Raw genomic sequence first — 22,290 nt, forward strand, 5'->3', positions numbered from 1 at the left:
TATTTATGAATAATCCGGGCTAAGGTCAAAAGATCTAATAAAAACAAAAAATGAAAGGAGCATTGTCTACAGAACACAGAAGGATATTAATAAATTATCTATGCGAGTTCCACGGCTTCGTGGCAGTAAAAAATACCTACTGCCTTTGATAATTGAAATACAATACATTAACTAAATTACATACAAGTGAAAATCAAAGAAAAAAAAGTTCTGTTGAACTATAATAATGCTGGAAGAACTGTAATAACGGGAGCTTCTGCTGGATTAGGATTATGTTTTGCTAAAAAGCTTGCAGAATACGGATTTGATTTGGTATTGATTGCACGACGAAAGGATCGACTTCAGGATATTGCGACCAGACTTGAATCGGAGCATTCCATTCAATGTGAAATATTACCGGCTGATCTTGCTCTTGATGAAGACATTGAAAAAGTTGCAGACCATATTAAAAAAATTTCAGATCTTGATATTTTAATAAACAACGCCGGTTTTGCCACACTCGGTAATTTCATTGATGTACCTGTTGAAAAAGATATGCGTATGATTCATGTGCATATAAAAGCATCGGTACAATTTACCTATGCTGCTCTTCAAATTATGCGCAAAAGAAAACAGGGCGTTATTATAAATGTATCTTCAATAGGTGCTTTTATATTAACACCGGGCAATGCACTATATGATGCTACTAAATCATTTCTTAATACATTTTCGCAAAACCTCAGCCTCGAATTACAGGGGTCGGGTATAAAAATACAGGCACTATGTCCCGGATTCATGAGTACAGAGTTTCATGAATCCGGAGATCTGAAAAACTTTGACAAAAGTGTTATACCTGATTCTTCATGGATGACACCGGAGAGCGTTGTTTCACAATCCTTAAAGGCGTTAGAAAAAAATAGAACTATTTTTATTCCAGGAAGGAAAAAGCGTTTTGCAAAGTGGCTTTATATGAACAGCTCGCTGGTACGCTACTTATTTCAAAAAAAACTTGAAAGCATAGAGCAGAATACAAAACAAGAAACGCAACGTACATAAACTGATAAACTAATAAAAATGGGTATAAATAAAATAGTTAAATACGCAGGAAAACCTGCTCTTTACGAAAAAGGAACAGATGTGATGTGGACCGATCCGCACATTTCAAAACAATTGCTCGAGATTCACCTGCATCCTGATATAGATCTCGCCAGTAGAAAAAAGTCAACTGTTGAAAAAACAATCAAATGGATTTTTGAACAGGTTGAGGATAATGAAATGAAAATCCTTGATTTGGGATGTGGTCCGGGTTTATACACACAAATAATCGCACAAAGAGGTCATAAAGTAACCGGAGTCGATTTCTCTGAAAACTCGATCGATTATGCAAAGCAGCAAGCAAAAGCTAAAAACCTGGATATTGAATACATCAATAAAAACTACCTGGACCTGGATTTGCCGGAAAATGCATTTGATTTGGTAATGATGATATACACCGATCTGGGTGTGCTTCTACCTGAAGAACGAAATCAACTTCTAAGCAAAATAGAAAAAGTTTTAAAACCCGGCGGTACTCTAATTTTCGATGTATTGAATGATAAAGATCTGGATAAAAAAGTAAGTCCGAAAAACTGGGAAGTTGCTGGGCAGGGATTTTGGAGAGAGAATCCCTATTTAACGCTTTCAGAATCATTTTTCTATGAAAAAGAAAAAGTGATACTCAACCAACATATTGTTGCTGAAGATGAAAATACCAGCGTTTACCGGTTTTGGACGCACTATTTTTCGCATGATGATTTAATGCGTCTTTTAAAAACATTTGATTTTACCGAAATCGAATTTTGCGAGAACGTACTTCCTGCTGATGGCAATTTATGGAGTGGGGAGAATGTAACTTTTTGTAAAATGAGAAAATCTTAGCATATTATCCTTTTTATTCGTGATGCCACAATTTAATTATCAGGGAAACAGCGTTTATTACAAAATTTCAGGAAAAGGAGAACCGCTTTTACTAATTCATGGGAATAGTGTTTCTTCCAAAATGTTTGACTCGGTTATAAATACATATTCCGAAAAATATCAGGTTATAGTTTTTGACTTTCCCGGACATGGACAATCTTCACGATTAGAGAAGTTCGAAACAGATTTTTGGTATTACAATTCCGAGGTTGCAAATGCATTGTTGGAGGAATTGAAGCTTAAAAAAATTAACGTGATTGGCACAAGCGGAGGTGCATTGGTTGGCATTAACCTCGCTCTTGAACATCCGGATAAAGTTAAATTTTTGGTGGCCGATAGTTTTGAGGGAGAATTTCCTCTGGAGTCATATGTGAACAGTATTTGGAAAGAAAGGGAAAGTGACAAAAAGAACGAAGAAGCTCAATTATTCTGGAGACTTATGCATGGTGAAGGTTGGGAAAAAGTAGTAGATTTAGATACCGAGGTGAACATTGACTTTGCTAAGACAGGAAAATCATTTTTTCGTAAGCCTATCTCACAACTGAATGTTTCAACACTTCTAACCGGAAGTTTGCAAGATGAATATTGCAGTCATTTAGACAAAATATACAGGAAACTGCAAATAAAAAATCCGGCGTTAAAAATTCATTTGTTTGAAGAGGGTAACCATCCAGCAATGTTGTCAAACAAGGATGAGTTTTTTCAACTTTTTATGGATAATTCGGAATAGCAACTTACTGTTATATAGGGTAATCATGCACTTGAAAAGAAATTTGTATACTTTTAATAAATTTATCATCCAATCTTTTTAAGAATGATATTTATTGCCGGAATAAGCATTGCAGTTTTTTTTGAGTTGCTTCTCATTTTCAAGAAGAACAAAATACAATCCGATAAAATATTGATTGTATGGATGTTTCTAATCTCCGTGCATATGTTCCTGTTTTTCATGAACTATACCAAAGAAAACCTGAACTATCCATTTTTACTGGGATTCAGTCTGCCTCTTCCTATGATTCATGGTGTGATGCTTTACCTTTATGTGGCATCGTCAACACGTCAGTTACCAAAAAACAAAAAACTTTTGTTGCTTCATTTTATTCCTGTAAGCGCGGCCTTTATTTATCTGATTCCCTATTTTTTACTTCCTACTGAAGAAAAAATCTATATCTACCAGAATAATGGATTGGGATATGAGTTATTTATGAGACTTTTATTATGGGGTTATTTGATTACCGGAATTGGGTACCAAATATGGTCAATCATTTTGCTGAATCGTCATAAAAAAAATATATTAAATCAGTTTTCGGATATTGAAAAAATAAACCTGAACTGGCTGCGAATCCTGGTGTGGGGAATGGCAGTTATCTGGATGGTGGTAATTCTGGACGTGGATGATTTTTACGATTTTCTAACGGTTACGTTTTTTGTTTTCGTGATGGGATTTTTCGGAATTAAACAAATCGCCGTTTATCCTCAAAAACAACTTGATAGAGCGCGCAAAGAAAAGGGAAAATATTTAAAGTCAGGCTTGAAAAAAGACCTTTCGGAAGAGTTGTTCCAGAAACTGAAAGGTTTGATGAATGACAAAAAGTTGTTCACTAAAAACGAATTACTGATTAATGATCTGGCTGCCGAACTTGAGGTTCATCCCAATTACCTTTCGCAGGTGATAAACGAAAAAGAAGGAAAGAATTTTTATGAATTTATCAATCACTATCGTGTGGAAGAATTCAAACGTCTGGTTTCCATTCCCAAAAATCAACAGCTAACACTTCTGTCGCTGGCTTATGAGTGCGGATTTAATTCAAAGTCATCTTTTAACCGGTATTTTAAGAAAAGTACCGGCCAAACACCATCGCAGTATTTCTCTCTGATAACCACTAAGTAACATCTATTTTCGGGTGCCAACTTTCAGGCTGACACCACAATAAAGTGCCACCTTCTAAGCTGAGGCGATGCGCCTTGTTTCTCGCTTTATGTTTGTATCGAATTATTAATCATTTAAAAAAATACAAACATGAAAACGATGAAACAATTTTTTAAGTTATCAATTTTTGTCTGGGCAACCATTTTAATTTTTGGCTGCAGTAAAGACGATTTTTATGAAATGGATGAACCCGGACAACTGGTTCCTCTTACAGTGGATGAAAATCCCGATTTGCCATCTATCACAATTAATGGCACAATGTTACATTCCGAAGCCTTTGGAAATCCTGAGGACCCAATGATTGTCGTCTTGCACGGCGGACCGGGTGGAGATTATCGCTCACTTCTTTGTAGCCGCGATTTGGTTGACGACGGATATTACATTGTATTTTACGACCAACGCGGATCAGGTTTATCACAGCGGCATGATGCAGACCAATTCACTGTACAAATGTACATTGATGATTTGGAAGCAGTCATTGATTATTACCGCTACGATGAAAATCAGAAAGTTATTCTGCTTACCCACTCATGGGGTTCAATGCTCGCCGCTGGTTATGTCAATCAATATCCTGATGCTATTGACGGAATAGTTTTAGCTGAACCGGGCGGTTTAACTTTCGATCAGATGGAAGAATATTTATCACGGTCAAATCAGGTTGAATTTTTTAAGGAGGCAACTAATGATGCCATTTTCCCGGAGCAGATTTTTGCCGGAAGAAATGAACATGAAATACTGGATTACAAGGCATTATATTTTCTTTCGTTTGAAAATGCTGAAGGAAATACAATTGGAAACGCAGGCCCCTATCCTTTTTGGAGGAATGGCGCCGTAGCGCACAGTGCCTCGCTTGATTATGTAGTTGAACATGGGTTTGATTTCAAAAACAACCTGGGGAACTATAGTCCAAAGGTACTTTTTATGTACAGTGAACGGAACGAAGCTTATGGCGAAAATTGGGCCGAGGAAGTTGCTGCACCTTTCCCAAACAAAGAAATACAAATCGTACTGGGCGCCGGTCATGAAATGTTTTACTTCGGCTGGGAAGACATGTACCCCAAAGTTTTATCCTATTTAAATGAAATACAATAGCACGAATAAAAAAATCATAAAGGTTTTAAACAATCAGAAAACAAAAAATACAAAACAAATGAAAACAATTAATAAAATATTTATAGCACTCGTTCTCTTACTCACTTTTAAAGTTGGTATGGTCAATGCACAGGGTATTAAATGGTCAGAAGTAACAGAAGGCAAAAAACATTTTGTAACCCTGAATTTAGGAGCCGATTTCAGCACATATTACGGACTAAACTATGGATACAGTATATCCAATAAATTTTTACCTCTTATTATCGATGCAGAATTTGACGTTCCTTTTGGTGAAGATGCTTTTGATGATTGGGATGCCAGAGTTGGGCTTCAGGCACAAGTATGGAATAATAATAACTTATGGTGGTCGGCCAAAGCCTCTGTAACTACAAAGAAATTTGAATCGGAAGTTGCAAGTCTCTTGAATTTTGGATCCAGTTTCTCAACTTTGTTTGGTTATCAGAAACCCAAATGGGGAATTGCTGCAGAAATCGCTTATGAAAGGTCGGAGGTAACCAAAATTGAAAATCGCCTTTTAAAAGATTATTATCCCGAAATTACTGATGGATGGTATAATAGTGCAGGCGGTAATTTCAAATTTGGTTTGCAGGCAAATACCTCAATAAAATCTACAAATCTTTTTTTACACCTGGGCAAAGTCTTTGGACAAAATTTTGAAGACAATCCGACTTTACCCTTTTATGCGAAAGTTGGCATTAGTAAATCGTTTTGATTCTAAAATGAACAAGAAAATTGAAAAGATATTATTTCTTGTACTTTTAATAATAAGTATAGTACTTTTAATTGCTGAACTGATATTGCTTATGTAAGCAATATCAGTTCTATTTAAGTCAAAATATTGATCTAAAGAATTTAATGGTAAGAAGAATCAAATGCAAAATGGAGCATCGTATATACACAGTGAGCCGAGCCTTAAATTATGGGTCGAATACTATGGAGAATCTGGCAATGAAGCAGTAATATTCATTTCAGGTGCCGGCGCCAATTCCTCATTCTGGTCGGAAAGGTTATGCAACCAACTGGTTGAAAAGGACTTTTATGTAATTAAATACGACCACCGCGATTTTGGCTATTCCACTAAAATCGATTACGAGAAAAATCCTTACGATATTCTGCAACTAGCAAAAGATGCAATAAACATTCTGGATTCGCTGGAGATTAAAAAGGCACATATTGTTGGTCATTCCATGGGCGGTTTTATTGCGCAACTACTGGCCATTCATTTCCCGGAAAGGGTAATTACGATAACATCAGCTTCTGCTTCTACCAATTCACCAAAGGTTCCTTTACCTCCTGCAAAAACCTGGGAGATTTTTATGGAAATGAGTCCCACCAATAATTTTGAAAATGACCTACCGGGTTTTATGAAAGTATGGGAATACCTGAACGGAAGCACCAGATTTGACGAGGAACTGGCGGTAGAATACACCAGAAATTTATACGAAAGACAAGCGATCATAGGTGCATTGGGCGAATCGCATGTAAAAGCACAGGCCGGTATAACCGACCGATCGGAAGCCTTGAAACAGGTGAAACTTCCTGCTTTAATTATTCATGGCGAGGAAGATTACCTGGTCGACAAATACGGAGGAATACAAACAGCTGAATGTATCCCGAACTCACAAATGGTGCTTATCCCTGAAATGGGTCATATGCCCTTTAACAAGGAAATTCTAAGCCGGTTTGAAAATGAAATCATTCAGTTTATAAAATCAAACCGTACTCGTTAATTGAATCATCAGGTAACATGTTGCTTTGTTTGAAACGGATTATGTCGTAAATTGAGGGAGAACAGCACCGAGAATTACTATAGCTATGGATGATAAAAGCAGGTACGAGAAAATCATGTGGTGGATCAGGAACAATAAAGTTACTTCAACTTTAATAGTGATCGGCACCATCTTTATCGCCCTGTCTACATTTACCGATGCTGCTAAAAATTTATTCGATTTGTTTGACCAAAAAAAGCGTCCGGAAATTAACGGAGAGTGGGCAGCAGAAGTGGAATACGACTGGCCCGGTTCGAATTATACTGAAACTTTTGTTTTCGAAGGCGAAGGCGAAGAACTGCATGGTACAGCTACATTTCTAAAACGTAAACATATCATCCAGGAAGGATCTTTAACAAACAACAGACTGGAATTCATCACAAAAACAAAAGAAATTTCAAGCAGCTGGGATTCCGGTGAGTCAAAAGAATCAACGCATCGCTATTTTGGTAGAATTATTGACAATGGTATTCAGTTTATTATGCAAACCGAGGGCGGAGTTTCACTTCATACTCCGATTGAGTTCACTGCTAAAAGAATTTCGGATAAACCTCGAAACTAAAACAATGAATCGATTCTTTTAAAACTGCAAAACATGAAATTTTGAACCGAACCGCTCGGTGTAATGTGATCCCGGGTAAAACACTGCAGTTTGTCAAATCGGGGCTTAAAAACTTCTGTAAGTTCCCTCTCGTTATACTGTTTAACCTGTAAGCCGCTACAGGCTTCCGGTCCGTTATTCGAAAAAGTTCCGACTGTCAAATATTTTGATACGCATTGATCAACAATCTCCCTGTATTTTTTTATATCGTTTTTGTCCGTCAGAAAATGAAAGAGCGCCCTGTCGTGCCAGACATCGTAAGTGGTTTCCGGAGCAAATTCCCTGATATCGGATTCAATCCACTTTACCAGAGCAGCACGTTCCCCCAGCCTCTTTTGAGCTTTTTCCAGTGCCTTTCCTGAAATATCCAGCACATGTACATTTTCAAAACCGGCATCCAGCAGATGATCCACAAATTTGCTATCGCCTCCGCCAACATCAATGATCTTTGATGTCTTCTTTAATTCAAATGTCTGAATAAAGTCGAGAGAAGTTTGAGGGGTATCCTGGGTCCAGCTTACCTGGTGCGGTTCTTTGCTGAAATATACCTTCTCCCAGTGTTTCTTGAAATTTACCTCCATAAAATTTGATTCCATTTTATCGTCCTAAAAAGCCGGAGGCTAAAGTACTATGTTTTCTTAGATTCGATAAAAAGTGGTATAAAAAAGCACATCTGCCTGCAATTATTAAAAGCATTGCAAACAGATGTACTTTATAGTATTCGCTTTCTAATAAAGAATCACGCCCACTTCAGCTGCCGAGCTATAAAAGCTGTTACCGGCTTCGCGTAAAGCAGTTATTCTGAAATAGCGCATTTTTTCCGGTTTGTCGAACATCCTTTCCTGACGACGACTACCGGGCCAGAAACGGCCATGTTCAACCACTGTCTTCCAGGTTTTACCATCAAGGCTTACCTCCAGGTTGTATTCCGTAATACGCCCGTTGCGTTGTTCCTGACGCGGTAAATATTCAAATCCAATAATATTGAGTGCTTCCCCCATATCGACCTGGATAAAATGAGGATGAACCAGCTTTTCGTCTCGCCAGTCGGAATGCCAGAAAGTTTCAGGATTGTTATCGATGGCAGCCTCGGGGCCTTCTCCCGGGTAGCTGCAATCGGCTGTGGCCTTCCACTTCGATTTATTGATGGCAAAAGTCTGCATTATCCGGTTGCTTCGCATCTTCCCTTTCACCTCGGACCAGGCCGCAATTTTTCCTCCTTTTGATAAATCGATCGGCTTTTTGTAGCGTTCCGTTTTACCGTCGTTTACTGAATAATAAACTGTTGCACCTTTTTCTGAACTCAAGCTTACGAAACCATCTTCATCGCGTATGATTTCCGGCGCCTGTGCCAGAGACAATTCTGCAGTATTGTACTTTTCAGCTGCATAGTCGAATATTTCCTTTTGCTGAAACTGAACCGGTTTGTAGGTAACACTAAAACGATAAATGCCGCTGCCTGCAATATATTGCGGAAGAACTCCGGGGCCACAGGTTGCTGTTCCCAGTCCCCCAACCACATCATCGTAGTTTACGGTTACAAAGTCTGCCTCATCCAGTTCGTTCATATGGCGGGCACTAGTTATGTCCTTGTCATCGTACGGGTATGCACTGAAATTCATCGGATTCGATGCGTTCATCATCAATCCGATACCTTCCATGTTTGTAACAGTTGCCCAGCGCACGTCAGTTTGATTGCAATTATCCTGTGGCACCACCATGTTATGATCGTACAAGTCTTCAGCGCTTGACGAGTAGAAATCGAATTTTCCACCGCTTTTACGGTCAGGATACGTTGAAACTCCACCCAAACCATACCAGTTTAGCTCATCAAACGAACGTGGCATTTTCATTTGTAAACCAACTTTGGCAACCGCGGTCACTCTATCAGGAAGATTGACTTCGCTGGAAACGCTGAATGTTCCATCGCCAAACACCTGGTACTGAATAACCGCATCAAATTCCAACATGGTGCTTTTCAGTGTAAGCGGAATAATCACAAGCAACGTTCCATCATCCATTTTTTTCACAGTCGCCTCACCTGCAAGCTGCTCCAGGTTATGGAGACCGGCAGAAGACCAGGCACGCATTCCGTTTCTGTCGCGTATGTCGTTTTCAGTTGGAGGCCGGAAAAAGTTGAGCTTTGGTCCCTGTTTCATCAATTCTCTACCATTTAACAGATAAGATGAAATGATCCCTGTTTTCGAATCAATGGTAAGGTTAAAATTCTTCCCTTTGATGATGCTGGCATTTTCGTTTTGCTCCATTGAAAGATCGCCTGTATTTTTAACCATCATAAATACCTGTGATTGAATGGGCAATATAAATTCTTCCCAGGCTTGCTCATGTCCTTTCTTCACCAAACCGTTTCTTTTTTTGTTGATCATCGAAAACTTCAACACATAAGATTGTCCAGCTCTAGGCTGATCCAGTTCTGGTAATTCAAAAGAAAAAGCTTTGGTGGTCTGCGGTGCAACATCCAGCGCAGGCAGCATTCCGTGTGCAACAATTCCTTCGGCATTCTTGATGGTCCAAATAAACGTAAACTCATTCAGGTTTGTAAAGAAGAATTTATTTTGAATGGTGAACTGACCTCCACTCAGATCTGTTGCTTTTATCGAAATATTCTGATATACTTTTTTTGCTTCGTACAATTGCGGATTTGGAATCCGGTCGGGATTCACCAATCCGTTGATGCAAAAGCTATTGTCGCTTGGCATGTCGGTTCCATAATCGCCACCGTAAGTAAAATACATTCTGCCGTTTTCATCCACTTCGCGCAAACCCTGGTCAACCCAGTCCCAGATACAGCCTCCCTGAAGTGCAGGATAAGCTTCAATAGCATCCCAGTAATCCTGCAAACTTCCGCAGCTGTTTCCCATGGCATGCGAATATTCGCAAAGGATCAACGGGCGATCAGGATTTCCCTGCGCGTAATTGGCAATACCATCGATTCCCATGTACATCGGGCAGAAAATATCGGTATGTGCTGCCAACCCGGCACGTTCGTACTGAACCGGACGACTTTGATCACGCTCTTTAATCCAGGCTGCATCCTGCACAAAATTAATGCCGTCGCCGGCCTCATTTCCAAGTGACCAGACAACGATACATGCATGGTTTTTATCGCGCTCAACCATTCGCTTCGTGCGATCGAGATGCATTGGTCCCCACTCCGGTTGTTTGGCCAGACTGGCTTCACCGTAGCCCATTCCATGCGATTCGAGATTGGCCTCGTCAATGATGTACAGGCCATAAAGATCACACAAGGAATAAAACTCAGGATCGTCGGGATAATGGCAGGTGCGCACGGTGTTTACATTGAATTCCTTCATCACCTGAATATCTTTCAGCATCAGGTCGCGGCTGATCACGTGTCCAAGATCTGGATCGTGCTCATGACGGTTCACACCTTTCATATAAATAGGCTGACCGTTTACCAGCAACTGACCGTTTTTAATTTCTGACGTGCGAAAGCCAATATTTTGTGTCAAGGCTTGAACAACATTTCCGGCGTCATCCTTTAGCACGATCAGCATCTTATACAGGTTGGGCTGTTCGGCCGACCATTTTAAAGGATTTTCAACAGTTGCTTTGAATTGAAAATGTGTCGCTTCTGCCCCAACGCCTAGTGATTTCGACAAATCAATCAGCGTTTCGCTGCCATCCATTGTGGCTACCGAAGTTTCAACGGCATAGTTTCCACCGGTCTGATCTCCCTGATTTTGTACTTCCACATCCAATGAAAAAGTTCCATTGGTATACGCGGCATCCAATCCGGCCAATACAAAATAGTCGCGAATATTTACTTTTGGTGTAGCCAGCAGGTAAACATCGCGTTCAATTCCGCTTATCCGCCAGAAATCCTGGCATTCGAGGTACGATCCGGTACTCCAGCGATATACTTCCAACGCCACTGTATTTTGCCCTGATCTGATGTATTTTGTGAGATCAAATTCAGCAGGTGTTTTAGCACCTTCACTGTATCCCACTTTTTGTCCGTTCACCCAAATATAAAAGGCTGATTTTACGGCTCCGAAATGAATTTTTATCTGTTTCCCGTCCCAGTTTTCTGGAATGGTAAAATCCCGGCGATAACTTCCTACAGGATTGTACTCATGAGGAATGTTCGGGGGATTCGGGCGTTCTCGTTTTATCACCCAAAACGGATAACGCGTATTTGTATAAATAGCAGTGTCAAATCCCTGACGCTCCCAATTGGCGGGAACAGGAATATCTGCCCACTCACTAAAGTCGTAGTCTTCACGGTAAAAATCAATTGGTCTGCTATCGGGATTAATCGCAATATTAAATTTCCAGATCCCATTCAGAGAACTGTAAAATTCCGATTCGTTCGGATTGTTGTCAAGCGCCTTTTGTTCCGTTTCGAATGGAATAAAATAGGCATGAGGTGAAAGTCGATTGATGTTAAAAACGGCTGGATTTTCCCAATCGTTAATTTCCTGCGCAGAAAGCACAGAACTGCTAAACAATGCCAGCAGAATAATGCTAATAATTTTCGGCATGATATCAGGTTTATTGGTTTATTTGATGAGAATAAAAATAATATAAATTACCGAGTACCCCCAAATATTTATGTTGACATAACTCTTTCTTTTTTGAATTTTATTGAAAACAGCATAACAAAAAGCCCCTTATTCCTGACAGAATAAGAGGCCTTCAATTATTTTTAAGTTAGTTAGTTCAAACCAGTTGAACATCTTCCACAATCTGTTGCCCTTTTTGAATGGCCTCCAGATTAAGTGGAATGAGTTTATGGTAACGTTCGGGCAAGGATTTTTCCAGGCCTTTTTCAACGTTATCCAACGAAAGTATCGGGCGTACCTTCAGATAGCTTCCAAAAACGATCATATTGAATACTTTCGGATTGCCCATTTCAACAGCAGTTTTGGTAGCTTCTACTCTAAAAATATTGATATCGGTTCGCGTTGGCCGATTGATCACACCATTGGGATCATACAATAAAGTTCCCCCGGGTTTCACTGCTTTCTCAAACTTATCCATACTTTGCTGATTCAGGATGATCGCAGTATCGAATTCCTGCAAAATAGGAGAACTGATTCGCGTGTCGCTAACAATTACGGTAACATTAGCTGTACCTCCGCGCATTTCGGGTCCGTACGACGGGAACCAGGTTACTTCCTTATCTTCCATAATCCCTGAATACGCCAGGATTTTCCCCATTGAAAGCACACCCTGTCCACCAAAACCGGCTATAATCATTTCTTCAGTCATAACTTCAATCTTTTAATTATCAGAATGTTCACCTTTCACACTGTCTTTCAAATCGCCCAGCGGATAGTACGGAAGCATATTTTCTTCCATCCACTTGTTGGCATCAACCGGTGTCATTTTCCATCCCGAGTTACATGTAGATACCACTTCAACAAATGATGTCCCTTTTTTATCCACTACATTCTGAATGGCTTTTTTAATGGCACGTTTGCATTTGCGAACAGTCGCCGCAGTGTGTACCGCTTGTCGTGTTACATATGAAGTTCCCGGCAATTGAGCGATCAGATTGGTGATCTTCATCGGGTAACCGTTCAAATCCACATTTCGCCCGGTCGGTGTGGTTGAAGTTACCATTCCTTCGAGTGTAGTCGGTGCCATTTGACCACCGGTCATTCCGTAAATTCCGTTATTGATAAAAATCACCAGGATATTTTCGCCGCGATTGCAGGCGTGCATAATTTCAGCTGATCCGATAGAGGCTAAATCACCATCGCCCTGGTAGGTGAATACAAAGTTATCCGGGTTCAACCTGGCAATTCCGGTAGCCACTGCTGGAGCACGGCCATGAGCCGCTTCCTGCCAGTCGACATCGATGTAGTTATAGGCAAATACTGCACAACCAACCGGTGCCACACCCACTGTTTTTTCCTGAATCCCCATTTCCTCAATGAGCTCAGCCAGCACTTTATGTACCACGCCATGCGAACAGCCCGGACAGTAGTGCATCACATCGTCGTTGATTACTTCCGATTTCTGGTAAACCAGGTTTTCGGGTTTTATAATTTCCTGTAGATCCATCTTTTCCGGTTTAATAGCTTCTTTTAACTCCATAACTTAACTCCCATGAAAATTTTTCTTCCAGTGCTTTTACTACTTCCGTTGGTGTAGGAATTATACCTCCCATTCTTCCAAAATGATCGACACGTGCATTACTTCCGGCTTCGTAAACCGCCAGTTTTATGTCTTCCACCATTTGACCGGCGCTCATTTCAACCGATAAAAATCCCTTGGTTTTACGTGCCAGTTCCTTTATGGCTTTATTCGGGAACGGGAACAAGGTGATGGGACGCAGCAGGCCAACTTTAAGTCCTTTGTTGCGTGCAATTTCTACGGCCTTTAAACAAACCCGTGATGAAGTTCCAAAAGCAACGATCACAAAATCGGCGTCATCGCACTGAATGGCTTCGTAGCGCACATCTTCTTCCTCCATTTTCCGGTATTTCTCCTGGAAGCGCAGGTTATTGGCCTCCATGCGATCAGAGTCCATCTCAAGCGATGTTACGATATTTTTTTTTCGCGAAGCCGGTTTCCCGACTGTGGCCCACTCTCCGCTTTTCTCGTCAATTTCTTCTTTTGTCCAGCGAGGTTTATAATCGGCCAGCTCTACTTTTTCCATCATTTGGCCAATCGCACCGTCGGCCAAAATCAACGCCGGATTACGGTATTTAAAAGCCAGTTCGAAACCAAGATCAACAAAATCGTTCATTTCCTGAACCGACGATGGAGCCAGTACGATCATTTTATAATCGCCGTGACCGCCGCCTTTTACTGCCTGGAAATAATCGGCCTGCGAAGGCTGGATGGTTCCCAGTCCCGGACCGCCACGCTGCACGTTCACGATCAAACAGGGCAACTCGGCACCTGCTATGTAAGAGATCCCTTCTGCCATAAGGCTGATGCCCGGGCTCGAAGATGAAGTCATTACTTTTTTCCCGGTAGCTGCCGCTCCGTACACCATGTTTATCGATGCCACTTCACTCTCAGCCTGCAGCACTACCATTCCGGTGCTGTTCCATGGCTGACGTGCCATCAGGGTCTCCATAACTTCCGACTGAGGTGTAATGGGATAGCCAAAATAACCGTCGCATCCGCAGCGGATAGCAGCTTCGGCCAACACCTCGTTTCCCTTCATTAATCTTACTTCTCCCATATCTCGATAATTGATTTTTGATACTTGTTTCCAGATATTTTTAATAATCCTTCTGTCCTTCAATCCTTCAGTCCCTAACGTTTAGCTTGCTTTCACGCGGTACACAGTTATACAGGTATCCGGACAAACTACACCGCAGTTGGAACATCCAATGCAGGCATCCGGATCTTTCATGTACGAATAATGGTATCCCTTACTGTTTACTTGCATATGCAGGTCCAGCACATCGTGCGGACAAGCTTCTACACAGAGGCTGCATCCTTTGCACCCCTCTTTATCAACTACGACTGCTCCAATTACTCTTGCCATATCATAACTATTTTCTAACAAATTTAACGAACGTAAGCCACTAAAAACCCTGTAAAAATCAGGTTCCTGACCTTTTAAAATCAGTGCTTTAAAATCTTAACACAACGTGGATTTTTACTTTCAGATTCCAATTTTATCACAAGGTTTGTTGTTGAGTTCTCAGCTGTAAGCACAAAACTATTTTATACAACATGAAAAGTGTGCAACTAATGTTGCTTTATCGGATGGAGAAATGATTGAATGACGGAGTGATTGAAGGATTGAAGTTGAGATTGAAGAGATTGATGGAGATTGAATGATGAAATGTAAAACCGATAAATGGTAAAATTGCTTAACTGTTATATTGTGAGAAGTGTCTGGTCAACTTAACAGAAGCTATCAAGATTCAGTAATGAGTAATCAATCTAAACTAAACATAAACCTCGCCGCTTGTAGCTTGCGACTTGAAGCTTGAATCTACAACTTATAAAGTATCCGGGTTAAGATGTTGCGATGAATACCAAGATAGGACGCAATGTGCTGGCGTTGTAATTTTTGTGCCAGTTCGGGATAATCGCCAAAAAACTTGCGAATGCGTTGTTCGGCATTCAACGATTGAAACGAATGGATTCGGTCCATAGACTGAATGTAACTCTCTTCAGCAAGAATACGTACCGTGCGCTCAAATTTATGGTTTGTATCGAGAAGTGACTTGAACTCGTCTTTTTCTATATAGATTAGTTTGGAATCTTCATACGCTCTGATCGCTTCAGTTGAATCTTTCCCCAACACAAAACCCCGGTGGTTGCTAACGATAAAGTTATTGGGAGGAAAGAAAAAACGCGAAACCCACTCTGTCCCGTTATCCGAGAGGTAAGAAGCGTACAGTAATCCATCCATCAGAATTCCGATTTTCCGGTTTTTCTCCCCGTAATCGATAAACAGTTCGCCTTTCCGTAAGGTTACCGGTTCATTTTTAAGGTCGAATGTATCCATGAGTTCCAGGGTGTGTTCAAATCTGGAAATAATTTTGTTTTTATCCATACGCTTCTTCTCTGACCACCCGCGTAAGCGAGCCCAGATCTTCTATTGTTTTGAAAAATGTTCGTTAAATAACCTGAGGCGTTCAGCCAGATCGAGGAACTGATCCTTCAGCACAAATGAAACGCAGGCCCTGATTCCCTCTTCCTCGCTACCTGTGTTATCAAGAGCAATCGCGCTTATTCCGTAATATAACAAGTTCGCCACCAACTCATTCCCGGTCATTCCCGGATAACCCAGCGTAAAATAAAAACCATCAGCAATTGGAACTTCCAAATCGTTCTGATAAACAATGTTAAATCCGTTTTTAAGAAATAGCTCCTTCATGGTATGAGCGCGCTCGCCATATTCTTTCACCCCGTCGACGAAATTATACTCACCGTTGTTTACGACTTTTAGCATTCCCGCCAGTGCCCACTGTGCCGAGTGACTGGTCCCGGAAGATAAGGAATACAACAAACGCAGCGTAACGGTGGCGCCAAAAGTGGTTCCCTTAAAACGTTCCTGCAGATCGGGGTAATCGCGATTAAACAGTACATCGGAAATGGCCATAACACCAATGCGCTGACCGGCATACGAGAATATTTTTGAACTGGAAATAAACAAGATATAATTATCGGTGTAGTGCGCAACACTTGGTTGATAAGGCGGCACACCGGGTTCCGACAGATCCTGTCGAAAATCCATTCCAAAATAGGCCAGGTCTTCCATCACAATCACATCGTATTTAGTGGCCAGCTCACCAATTATTTTGAGCTCGTCGTCGTTAAAACAAATCCATGCCGGATTATTTGGATTAGAATAAATAATGGAATTGATGTTACCTTTCTCCAGAATCGATTCCAGCTTGGCAGCCAGTTTTTCGCCGCGATAATTAAAAACATCAAAGGTCTCGTATTTCTGTCCGAGAACCAGCATTTGTTGTTTCTGCACCGGAAAACCGGGATCGATAAATAAAGCGGTGTCTTTTTTCTTATCGACGTGTCCGGCAGCCAGAAATGCTGTGTAAGTGCCCTGCATTGACCCCGTTGTTGGAATACAACCGGCCGGTGCCAGATCAACATTCAGAAAATTTTTAATGAACTTCGACGCTTCTTCCTTCAATGGTTTTATGCCGTCGACCATGGGATAAATGGCTGCCACTCCCCTGTCGAGAGCTTCCTTTTCCGCATCCACCCCAACCTGGGCCGGCGGTAATCCGGGCACGCCCATCTCCATGCGTATGTATTTAAAATCGCTAGCTTCTTCAACCAGGTTAACCAAAGCCACAATTTCGCGAATCGAAGCTTTCCCGATATCAGGAATACGTAGTTTTTTTATGTTTTCATCGACAAGTGACTTGTCTAACGGAGAATTGTTCATACAAAATCAGTTCAAAGTTTAATGTTCAAAGTTCAGAGAAGAACCTTGATTCTTGATTCCGGATACTCGTTTCTGGAAGCCGAATACAGGATTCAGGATTAAAGCATTCATGCATTTAAGCATTAACGCCTTCTATCATTCCCTCAATCCTTCAATCCTTCAATCCCTAAGGCAATCCATCTTTCTTAAAACCCAAAATCTTCGCGGATGAGTTCGATCCAGTTGGCTACACGCTCGTCGGTCAGTTCGGGTTCGAAATCCTCATCAACCGGCAGGCCAATAAATTTTCCGTCGATTACTGCATCCGAATCGTCAAACTCGTAACCTTCGGTATCCACCGGGCCAACCAGTTCGGCGCCGTGCTCCATTAATTCTTTTCCGAGTAAGCCAATATGATCAACAAAACCGTGGGCATAAGTTACATGATCGCCTAAACCAAATACCGCAATGGTTTTATCGCTGTAATCAACTTTGGCCACCTCGGGTAAAAATTTCCCCCAGTCATCGGATGAAAAACTGGAATCCCAGGTGTCTTTCCCAACCGTGGATAGACCAAATATTATCTTATCGTATTTTTCAATATCTGCTGCCGATGCATTTTTTACTGCCACCATTTCTACTTTATCTTCACCGATGGCATCTTTTATTTTATCAGCAACGCGGTTTACAGCACCGCCAACAGGACCATAAAAAATTGCAATTTTGCTCATAATTCAAATTTTAGTTTTATTGGAAGTTTATTTCTCCTCTTTTATATTCACCCAAAATTGAAAGGCTCGAGGCACTCTTCAGTACCTGATGAATGGCACGGTCGTAATTTTCCGGTTTCTCCCATTCAATATCAACATGAATAGTATATTCATTTGGTTTCCCTAAAATGGGAACCGACTGTATTTTATTGAGATTAATTCTGTTTTCAGCAAAAATATTCAGAACACTTGCCAGCGCACCATGAAAATGACCAACTTCAAAACAGATTGAAGCTTTATTGGTACCTGCAGTAGGATTACCGTGTTTTGAAAGGACCAGGAATCGCGTATAATTTCTCTTATTGGTTTCGATTCCGGTTTCGAGTGCTTTTAATCCATATAATTCGCCTGAACGCAAATTACCAATGGATGCAGCATCCTTCAACTTTTCTTCTGCCACTTTTTTTGAAGAAGCTGCAGTGTCAAGGCTTTCATACAATCGAGCACCGGGAAAATTGCTTTCGATATATTCCATGCACTGCTGCAGCGCCACCGGATGAGAGTAAATATGCTTTATATCAGCAGCTTTCACTCCTTCATTTACAAGAAGATTCATTTGAATATGTATAAAAATCTCCCCGATAATCCGTAAATGATAATCGCGAATTAACTGGTAATTCTTTAACAGACTTCCGGCAATGGAATTCTCTATGGCCATAACCGCAAAATCCACCTTATCGGAATCTACCAAATCACAAACCGTTGTAAATGTTTTGCTTTCTACAACCTCAACCTCTTCATCAAAATATTTCAGGGCTGCGTCTTCATGAAAAGATCCTGCGATCCCCTGTATTGCTATCCGTTTCATTTTTCAAGTTTCTTGCAGGTTTAGCTCATTTAAACAGCTGAAAAACCTTCAGTCTGAAATAAAGTTGACTACCGCAAATGATTTCCGCCATTAAATTTTAAGAGCGTACCAAATATACAAATTATGCTTAGAGAATACGGTTTTTAACGCGGAATGAATGGAAAATTAAACTTGGTTTGTTTTTGTTGCTGCATAGTTCAAGCCCTTTCTTTATTTAAATAATAGAACAACATTTAGTTCCATCCAAATGCACAAAAATAATTTCATGTGTAACTCATAGAAATTTCAGTCGTCTTATAAACGTAATACTAAAAAAGCCGAAATGATTAAAACAACCAAACTCTCGAAAGTTTTTAGTACCGACGAGATTGAAACAACAGCATTAAACCAGGTTAATATTCATGTAAAAAAGGGCGAGTTCGTAGCTATTATGGGACCTTCTGGTTGCGGCAAATCAACTTTGCTGAATATTATCGGACTTCTTGACAATCCAACATCGGGTGAATATTTATTTGACGGACAAGCTGTTGGTCAATTAAAAGAACGAAACCGAACTATGCTGCGAAAAGGAAACATCGGATTTGTTTTTCAAAGTTTTAACCTGATTGACGAACTGAGTGTTTACGAGAACGTTGAACTTCCGCTCATCTATTTAAAATTAAGTGCCCGCGAACGCAAAGAAAAAGTGGAGAAAGTGTTGGATAGGATGAAAATCGGTCACCGGAAAAAACACTTCCCACAGCAACTTTCGGGCGGCCAGCAACAACGCGTCGCCATTGCACGTGCAGTAGTTGCCGAACCAAAACTGATTCTTGCTGACGAGCCGACAGGTAATCTCGACTCGAAAAACGGTCTGGAAGTTATGAATCTTTTGACTGAACTTAATCAGGAAGGAACTACGATTGTTATGGTAACTCACTCGTTAAGAGATTCGGAGTTTGCCCATCGGGTAATTAACCTGTTCGATGGTATGGTGATTACACAGGAGGTAAAAAAAGAACTTGGAGAAATATTACTATAAAAACCAAGATTAATTTGCATTTACCTCCTAAAATTCTCTGTTTTTTCACCACAAACTTTACCATTAAAAACAAACCATGTCAGCAATTAAAAGAAACCTAAAAATCGGGTGGCGAAACATCCTAAAAAACAAATTCTTTAACTTTTTGAATATCGGAGGCGTTGCCATTGGAATGGCCGTAACTACCCTGATTTTATTCTGGGTGGTCGACGAACTGAGCTACGATAAGTTCCATACAAATATCGATCAGATTTACCAGATATACGAACATCAGGTGTATTCCGATGGACAGGACTTACACACTGGTTGTACGCCTTTCCCGCTTTCGAGCGAGCTTAAACAAAACTTCCCGGAAGTGGAAAATGCCACAACCTTCACATTCCTTGGAGAACAGCCAGTGAAATACGAAACAATTGAGTACAAAAACATACCGCTGATGCTGGCCGATAATGAGTTTCTGAATGTATTTTCATACAACATTATCGAAGGTGATGTAAACACGCTAGAGACACCCGATAAAATTATGATCACACCCAAAATAGCCGAACTGTTTTTCCCTAACGAATCGGCAATTGGAAAAGTTTTAACCGTTTACGGCAGTTTCGATTTTACGGTGGGAGCAGTAATCGATTATCCGCGAAAACATTCTTCGTTCGAGTTCGATATCCTGGCTTCGGTTAAAGTAGCCGAAAACATGGGAGCCGATTTAACACGTTGGGGCAACAACTGGCCGTTTACCAGTATTTTGCTTGCCGAAAGCTCGAACGCTGATCAATTTGAGGCAAAAATTACAGGCCTGTTAAAAGAAAAGGGACAGGATAATACCTCACTGTTTTTATTCCCCTTCTCGAAAATGAGGTTGTACAATTTTTCGGATAAAAACAACCGGATACAATACATCTACCAGTTTCTGGCCATCGCATTAATAATTATTCTGATCGCATCGATAAACTTTGTAAATTCTTCAACCGCCAGTTCCGAAACCCGGCGACCGGAGGTTGGAATACGAAAAGTTCTGGGGGCAACAAAAGGCAACCTCACCCACCAGTTTTTTTACGAAAAAGGAATGATGATTCTTATCAGCCTGCTCTTGGCAGTTGTCCTGGTTTTTGCTTTTACTCCACTGTTTACGCAGGTATCAGGAAAGACTATTGCATTTGGAATGCTAGGTAACAAATACTTGCTTTTTATGATACTGGCAATGGTTCTTACCACACTCATTCTTTCAGTAGCTTATCCGTCGCTTTACATTTCGTCGTTTACTCCAGCTCGGATTCTTAAGAAAGCAGTAAAAAGCAAGGGCAGCAGAATTAGTTTTCGAAGCTTACTGGTAGTGGTCCAATTCTCTTTGTCTATTATTCTGATTATTTGCACGATAGCAGTCACCACTCAACTAAAATACCTGAACAATTACGACCTGGGATACAGCAAAGACAACCTGGTTTATTTCTCGCTCGATGAAGCAACACAAACTAAACACGAAGCACTTTCAACCGAGTTTCAAACCATTACAGGCGTTGTAAATATTACCAAATCAGATAAACTGCCATTTTGGGGAGGAAATTCATCATGGGGCTATACGTGGCAGGGAAAAGCCCCGGAGAACAGAGTACTGATTTGCCGCATGGAAGTTGACCGTAATTATTTTGAGACACTGGGTATTTCTATGGTTGAAGGCAGAAGTTTTGCACCGTTTTACGACAAAATAAATGAAGGAGAAAAGGAATTTGCCGGCGAGGTAATTCTAAACGAAGAAGCGCTTAAACGCATGAAAATGACCGAACCGCTTGGTAAATTCTTTGGTCGGCAGGAAGACAATCGGGGTACAATTGTTGGTGTGGCGAAAGATTTTCATTTTGAAAACCTGAAAAGAGGCATCGAACCAATGATCATGATTCCGCTGACGGATAATCCTAATTATATGATCTTAAGAATAAGCCCCGATAATTTTAAAGAAACACTAGCGGCTCTTAACGAAAAATGGAACGAAATTATTCCTGACAGCAATTGCGAAATTGGCTTTTTCGATCAAAGGTTAGAGCAGATGTATAATTCAGAAATCCGAATTTCAGGCTTATTCCGGTATTTTTCCATAGTTGCCATTTTTATTTCGTGCATCGGATTATTTGGTCTATCGGTTTATGCCATCGAACGCAAGCGCAAAGAGATTGGTATCCGGAAAGTAAATGGCTCAAAAGTATCACAAATACTGACCATGCTGAATAAAGATTTTATTAAATGGGTGTTTGTATCGTTTGTAATTGCTTCGCCGGTGGCGTGGTATACCATGGATAAATGGTTGCAGAATTTCGCCTATCGCACCACCCTCGACTGGTGGATATTTGCCATTGCCGGCACACTGGCGGTTGGAATTGCTTTACTCACCGTTTCGTATCAGAGCTATAAAGCTGCAGTCCGAAATCCTGTCGAAGCTCTCAGGTATGAATAATAAATTCAGCGGGTATCTCTTTTGTTATTGAGTTACCC

20 protein-coding genes are annotated in these 22,290 nt (G+C 40.7%); 10 read left to right on the plus strand and 10 right to left on the minus strand.

Features of this window, described 5'->3' with window-relative positions; all coding sequences use genetic code 11:
• The first annotated feature begins 186 nt into the window (after positions 1-186).
• The 8 genes from WFY05_RS11920 to WFY05_RS11955 all read left to right on the plus strand — a co-directional run bounded on the left by WFY05_RS11920 (position 187) and on the right by WFY05_RS11955 (position 7,309).
• The gene (locus WFY05_RS11920) at positions 187-1,035 is read left to right on the plus strand and encodes an SDR family NAD(P)-dependent oxidoreductase (protein ID WP_340113081.1); all 849 of its coding nucleotides are present in this window, start codon (positions 187-189) and stop codon (positions 1,033-1,035) included.
• Positions 1,036-1,053: 18 nt separating this feature from the next.
• Complete coding sequence (locus WFY05_RS11925; protein WP_340113083.1) at positions 1,054-1,896, plus strand: class I SAM-dependent methyltransferase; 843 nt, start codon at positions 1,054-1,056, stop codon at positions 1,894-1,896.
• Between the two features lie 22 nt (positions 1,897-1,918).
• The gene (locus tag WFY05_RS11930; protein WP_340113282.1) at positions 1,919-2,665 is read left to right on the plus strand and encodes an alpha/beta fold hydrolase; all 747 of its coding nucleotides are present in this window, start codon (positions 1,919-1,921) and stop codon (positions 2,663-2,665) included.
• Positions 2,666-2,749: 84 nt separating this feature from the next.
• Positions 2,750-3,826, plus strand: coding sequence for a helix-turn-helix domain-containing protein (locus WFY05_RS11935; protein WP_340113084.1), 1,077 nt, complete (start codon positions 2,750-2,752; stop codon positions 3,824-3,826).
• Positions 3,827-3,955: 129 nt separating this feature from the next.
• A complete protein-coding gene (locus tag WFY05_RS11940) occupies positions 3,956-4,957 on the plus strand; it encodes an alpha/beta fold hydrolase (protein WP_340113085.1) in 1,002 nt (333 codons plus the stop codon).
• Complete coding sequence (locus WFY05_RS11945) at positions 4,944-5,690, plus strand: hypothetical protein (protein WP_340113086.1); 747 nt, start codon at positions 4,944-4,946, stop codon at positions 5,688-5,690. Before WFY05_RS11940 ends, WFY05_RS11945 begins: the two co-directional genes overlap by 14 nt.
• Before the next feature lie 160 nt (positions 5,691-5,850).
• The gene (locus WFY05_RS11950) at positions 5,851-6,708 is read left to right on the plus strand and encodes an alpha/beta fold hydrolase (protein WP_340113087.1); all 858 of its coding nucleotides are present in this window, start codon (positions 5,851-5,853) and stop codon (positions 6,706-6,708) included.
• Positions 6,709-6,793: 85 nt separating this feature from the next.
• On the plus strand, positions 6,794-7,309 hold the full coding sequence (locus WFY05_RS11955) for a hypothetical protein (protein WP_340113088.1): 516 nt from the start codon (positions 6,794-6,796) through the stop codon (positions 7,307-7,309).
• Here WFY05_RS11955 and WFY05_RS11960 read toward each other — a convergent pair.
• From WFY05_RS11960 to WFY05_RS12005, 10 genes are all read right to left on the minus strand, one after another.
• Positions 7,306-7,929, minus strand: coding sequence for a class I SAM-dependent methyltransferase (locus tag WFY05_RS11960; protein WP_340113089.1), 624 nt, complete (start codon positions 7,927-7,929; stop codon positions 7,306-7,308). The two genes, WFY05_RS11955 and WFY05_RS11960, sit on opposite strands and share 4 nt — an antisense overlap.
• Positions 7,930-8,076: 147 nt before the next feature.
• A complete protein-coding gene (lacZ, locus tag WFY05_RS11965; RefSeq protein ID WP_340113091.1) occupies positions 8,077-11,874 on the minus strand; it encodes a beta-galactosidase, LacZ type in 3,798 nt (1,265 codons plus the stop codon).
• 178 nt (positions 11,875-12,052) lie between these two features.
• A complete protein-coding gene (locus WFY05_RS11970) occupies positions 12,053-12,604 on the minus strand; it encodes a 2-oxoacid:ferredoxin oxidoreductase subunit gamma family protein (RefSeq protein ID WP_340113092.1) in 552 nt (183 codons plus the stop codon).
• A 12-nt stretch (positions 12,605-12,616) separates the two neighbouring features.
• Positions 12,617-13,402 carry a thiamine pyrophosphate-dependent enzyme gene (locus tag WFY05_RS11975; protein ID WP_340113093.1) on the minus strand — a complete coding sequence of 262 codons (786 nt, stop codon included), beginning with the start codon at positions 13,400-13,402 and terminating at the stop codon, positions 12,617-12,619.
• Between the two features lie 10 nt (positions 13,403-13,412).
• A complete protein-coding gene (locus tag WFY05_RS11980) occupies positions 13,413-14,534 on the minus strand; it encodes a 3-methyl-2-oxobutanoate dehydrogenase subunit VorB (protein ID WP_340113094.1) in 1,122 nt (373 codons plus the stop codon).
• Between the two features lie 81 nt (positions 14,535-14,615).
• On the minus strand, positions 14,616-14,843 hold the full coding sequence (locus WFY05_RS11985; RefSeq protein WP_340113095.1) for a 4Fe-4S dicluster domain-containing protein: 228 nt from the start codon (positions 14,841-14,843) through the stop codon (positions 14,616-14,618).
• Positions 14,844-15,299: 456 nt separating this feature from the next.
• Positions 15,300-15,866: a Crp/Fnr family transcriptional regulator gene (locus WFY05_RS11990; protein ID WP_340113096.1), complete on the minus strand. Its 567-nt coding sequence runs from the start codon at positions 15,864-15,866 to the stop codon at positions 15,300-15,302.
• A 42-nt stretch (positions 15,867-15,908) separates the two neighbouring features.
• Positions 15,909-17,225 carry an aminotransferase class I/II-fold pyridoxal phosphate-dependent enzyme gene (locus WFY05_RS11995; protein ID WP_340113097.1) on the minus strand — a complete coding sequence of 439 codons (1,317 nt, stop codon included), beginning with the start codon at positions 17,223-17,225 and terminating at the stop codon, positions 15,909-15,911.
• 185 nt (positions 17,226-17,410) lie between these two features.
• The gene (locus WFY05_RS12000; RefSeq protein WP_340113098.1) at positions 17,411-17,935 is read right to left on the minus strand and encodes a flavodoxin; all 525 of its coding nucleotides are present in this window, start codon (positions 17,933-17,935) and stop codon (positions 17,411-17,413) included.
• A gap of 16 nt (positions 17,936-17,951) precedes the next feature.
• The gene (locus WFY05_RS12005; protein WP_340113099.1) at positions 17,952-18,782 is read right to left on the minus strand and encodes a prephenate dehydratase; all 831 of its coding nucleotides are present in this window, start codon (positions 18,780-18,782) and stop codon (positions 17,952-17,954) included.
• A gap of 322 nt (positions 18,783-19,104) precedes the next feature.
• On the opposite strand from WFY05_RS12005, the gene WFY05_RS12010 reads away from it, so the two are divergent.
• Together WFY05_RS12010 and WFY05_RS12015 are read left to right on the plus strand one after the other, a co-directional pair.
• On the plus strand, positions 19,105-19,803 hold the full coding sequence (locus tag WFY05_RS12010; protein ID WP_340113100.1) for an ABC transporter ATP-binding protein: 699 nt from the start codon (positions 19,105-19,107) through the stop codon (positions 19,801-19,803).
• Positions 19,804-19,879: 76 nt separating this feature from the next.
• Complete coding sequence (locus WFY05_RS12015; protein ID WP_340113101.1) at positions 19,880-22,252, plus strand: ABC transporter permease; 2,373 nt, start codon at positions 19,880-19,882, stop codon at positions 22,250-22,252.
• Positions 22,253-22,290: the final 38 nt, after the last annotated feature.

It is taken from the genome of Maribellus mangrovi (assembly GCF_037646455.1).
In the GTDB taxonomy this organism is placed as follows: Bacteria; Bacteroidota; Bacteroidia; order Bacteroidales; family Prolixibacteraceae; genus Draconibacterium; species Draconibacterium mangrovi_A.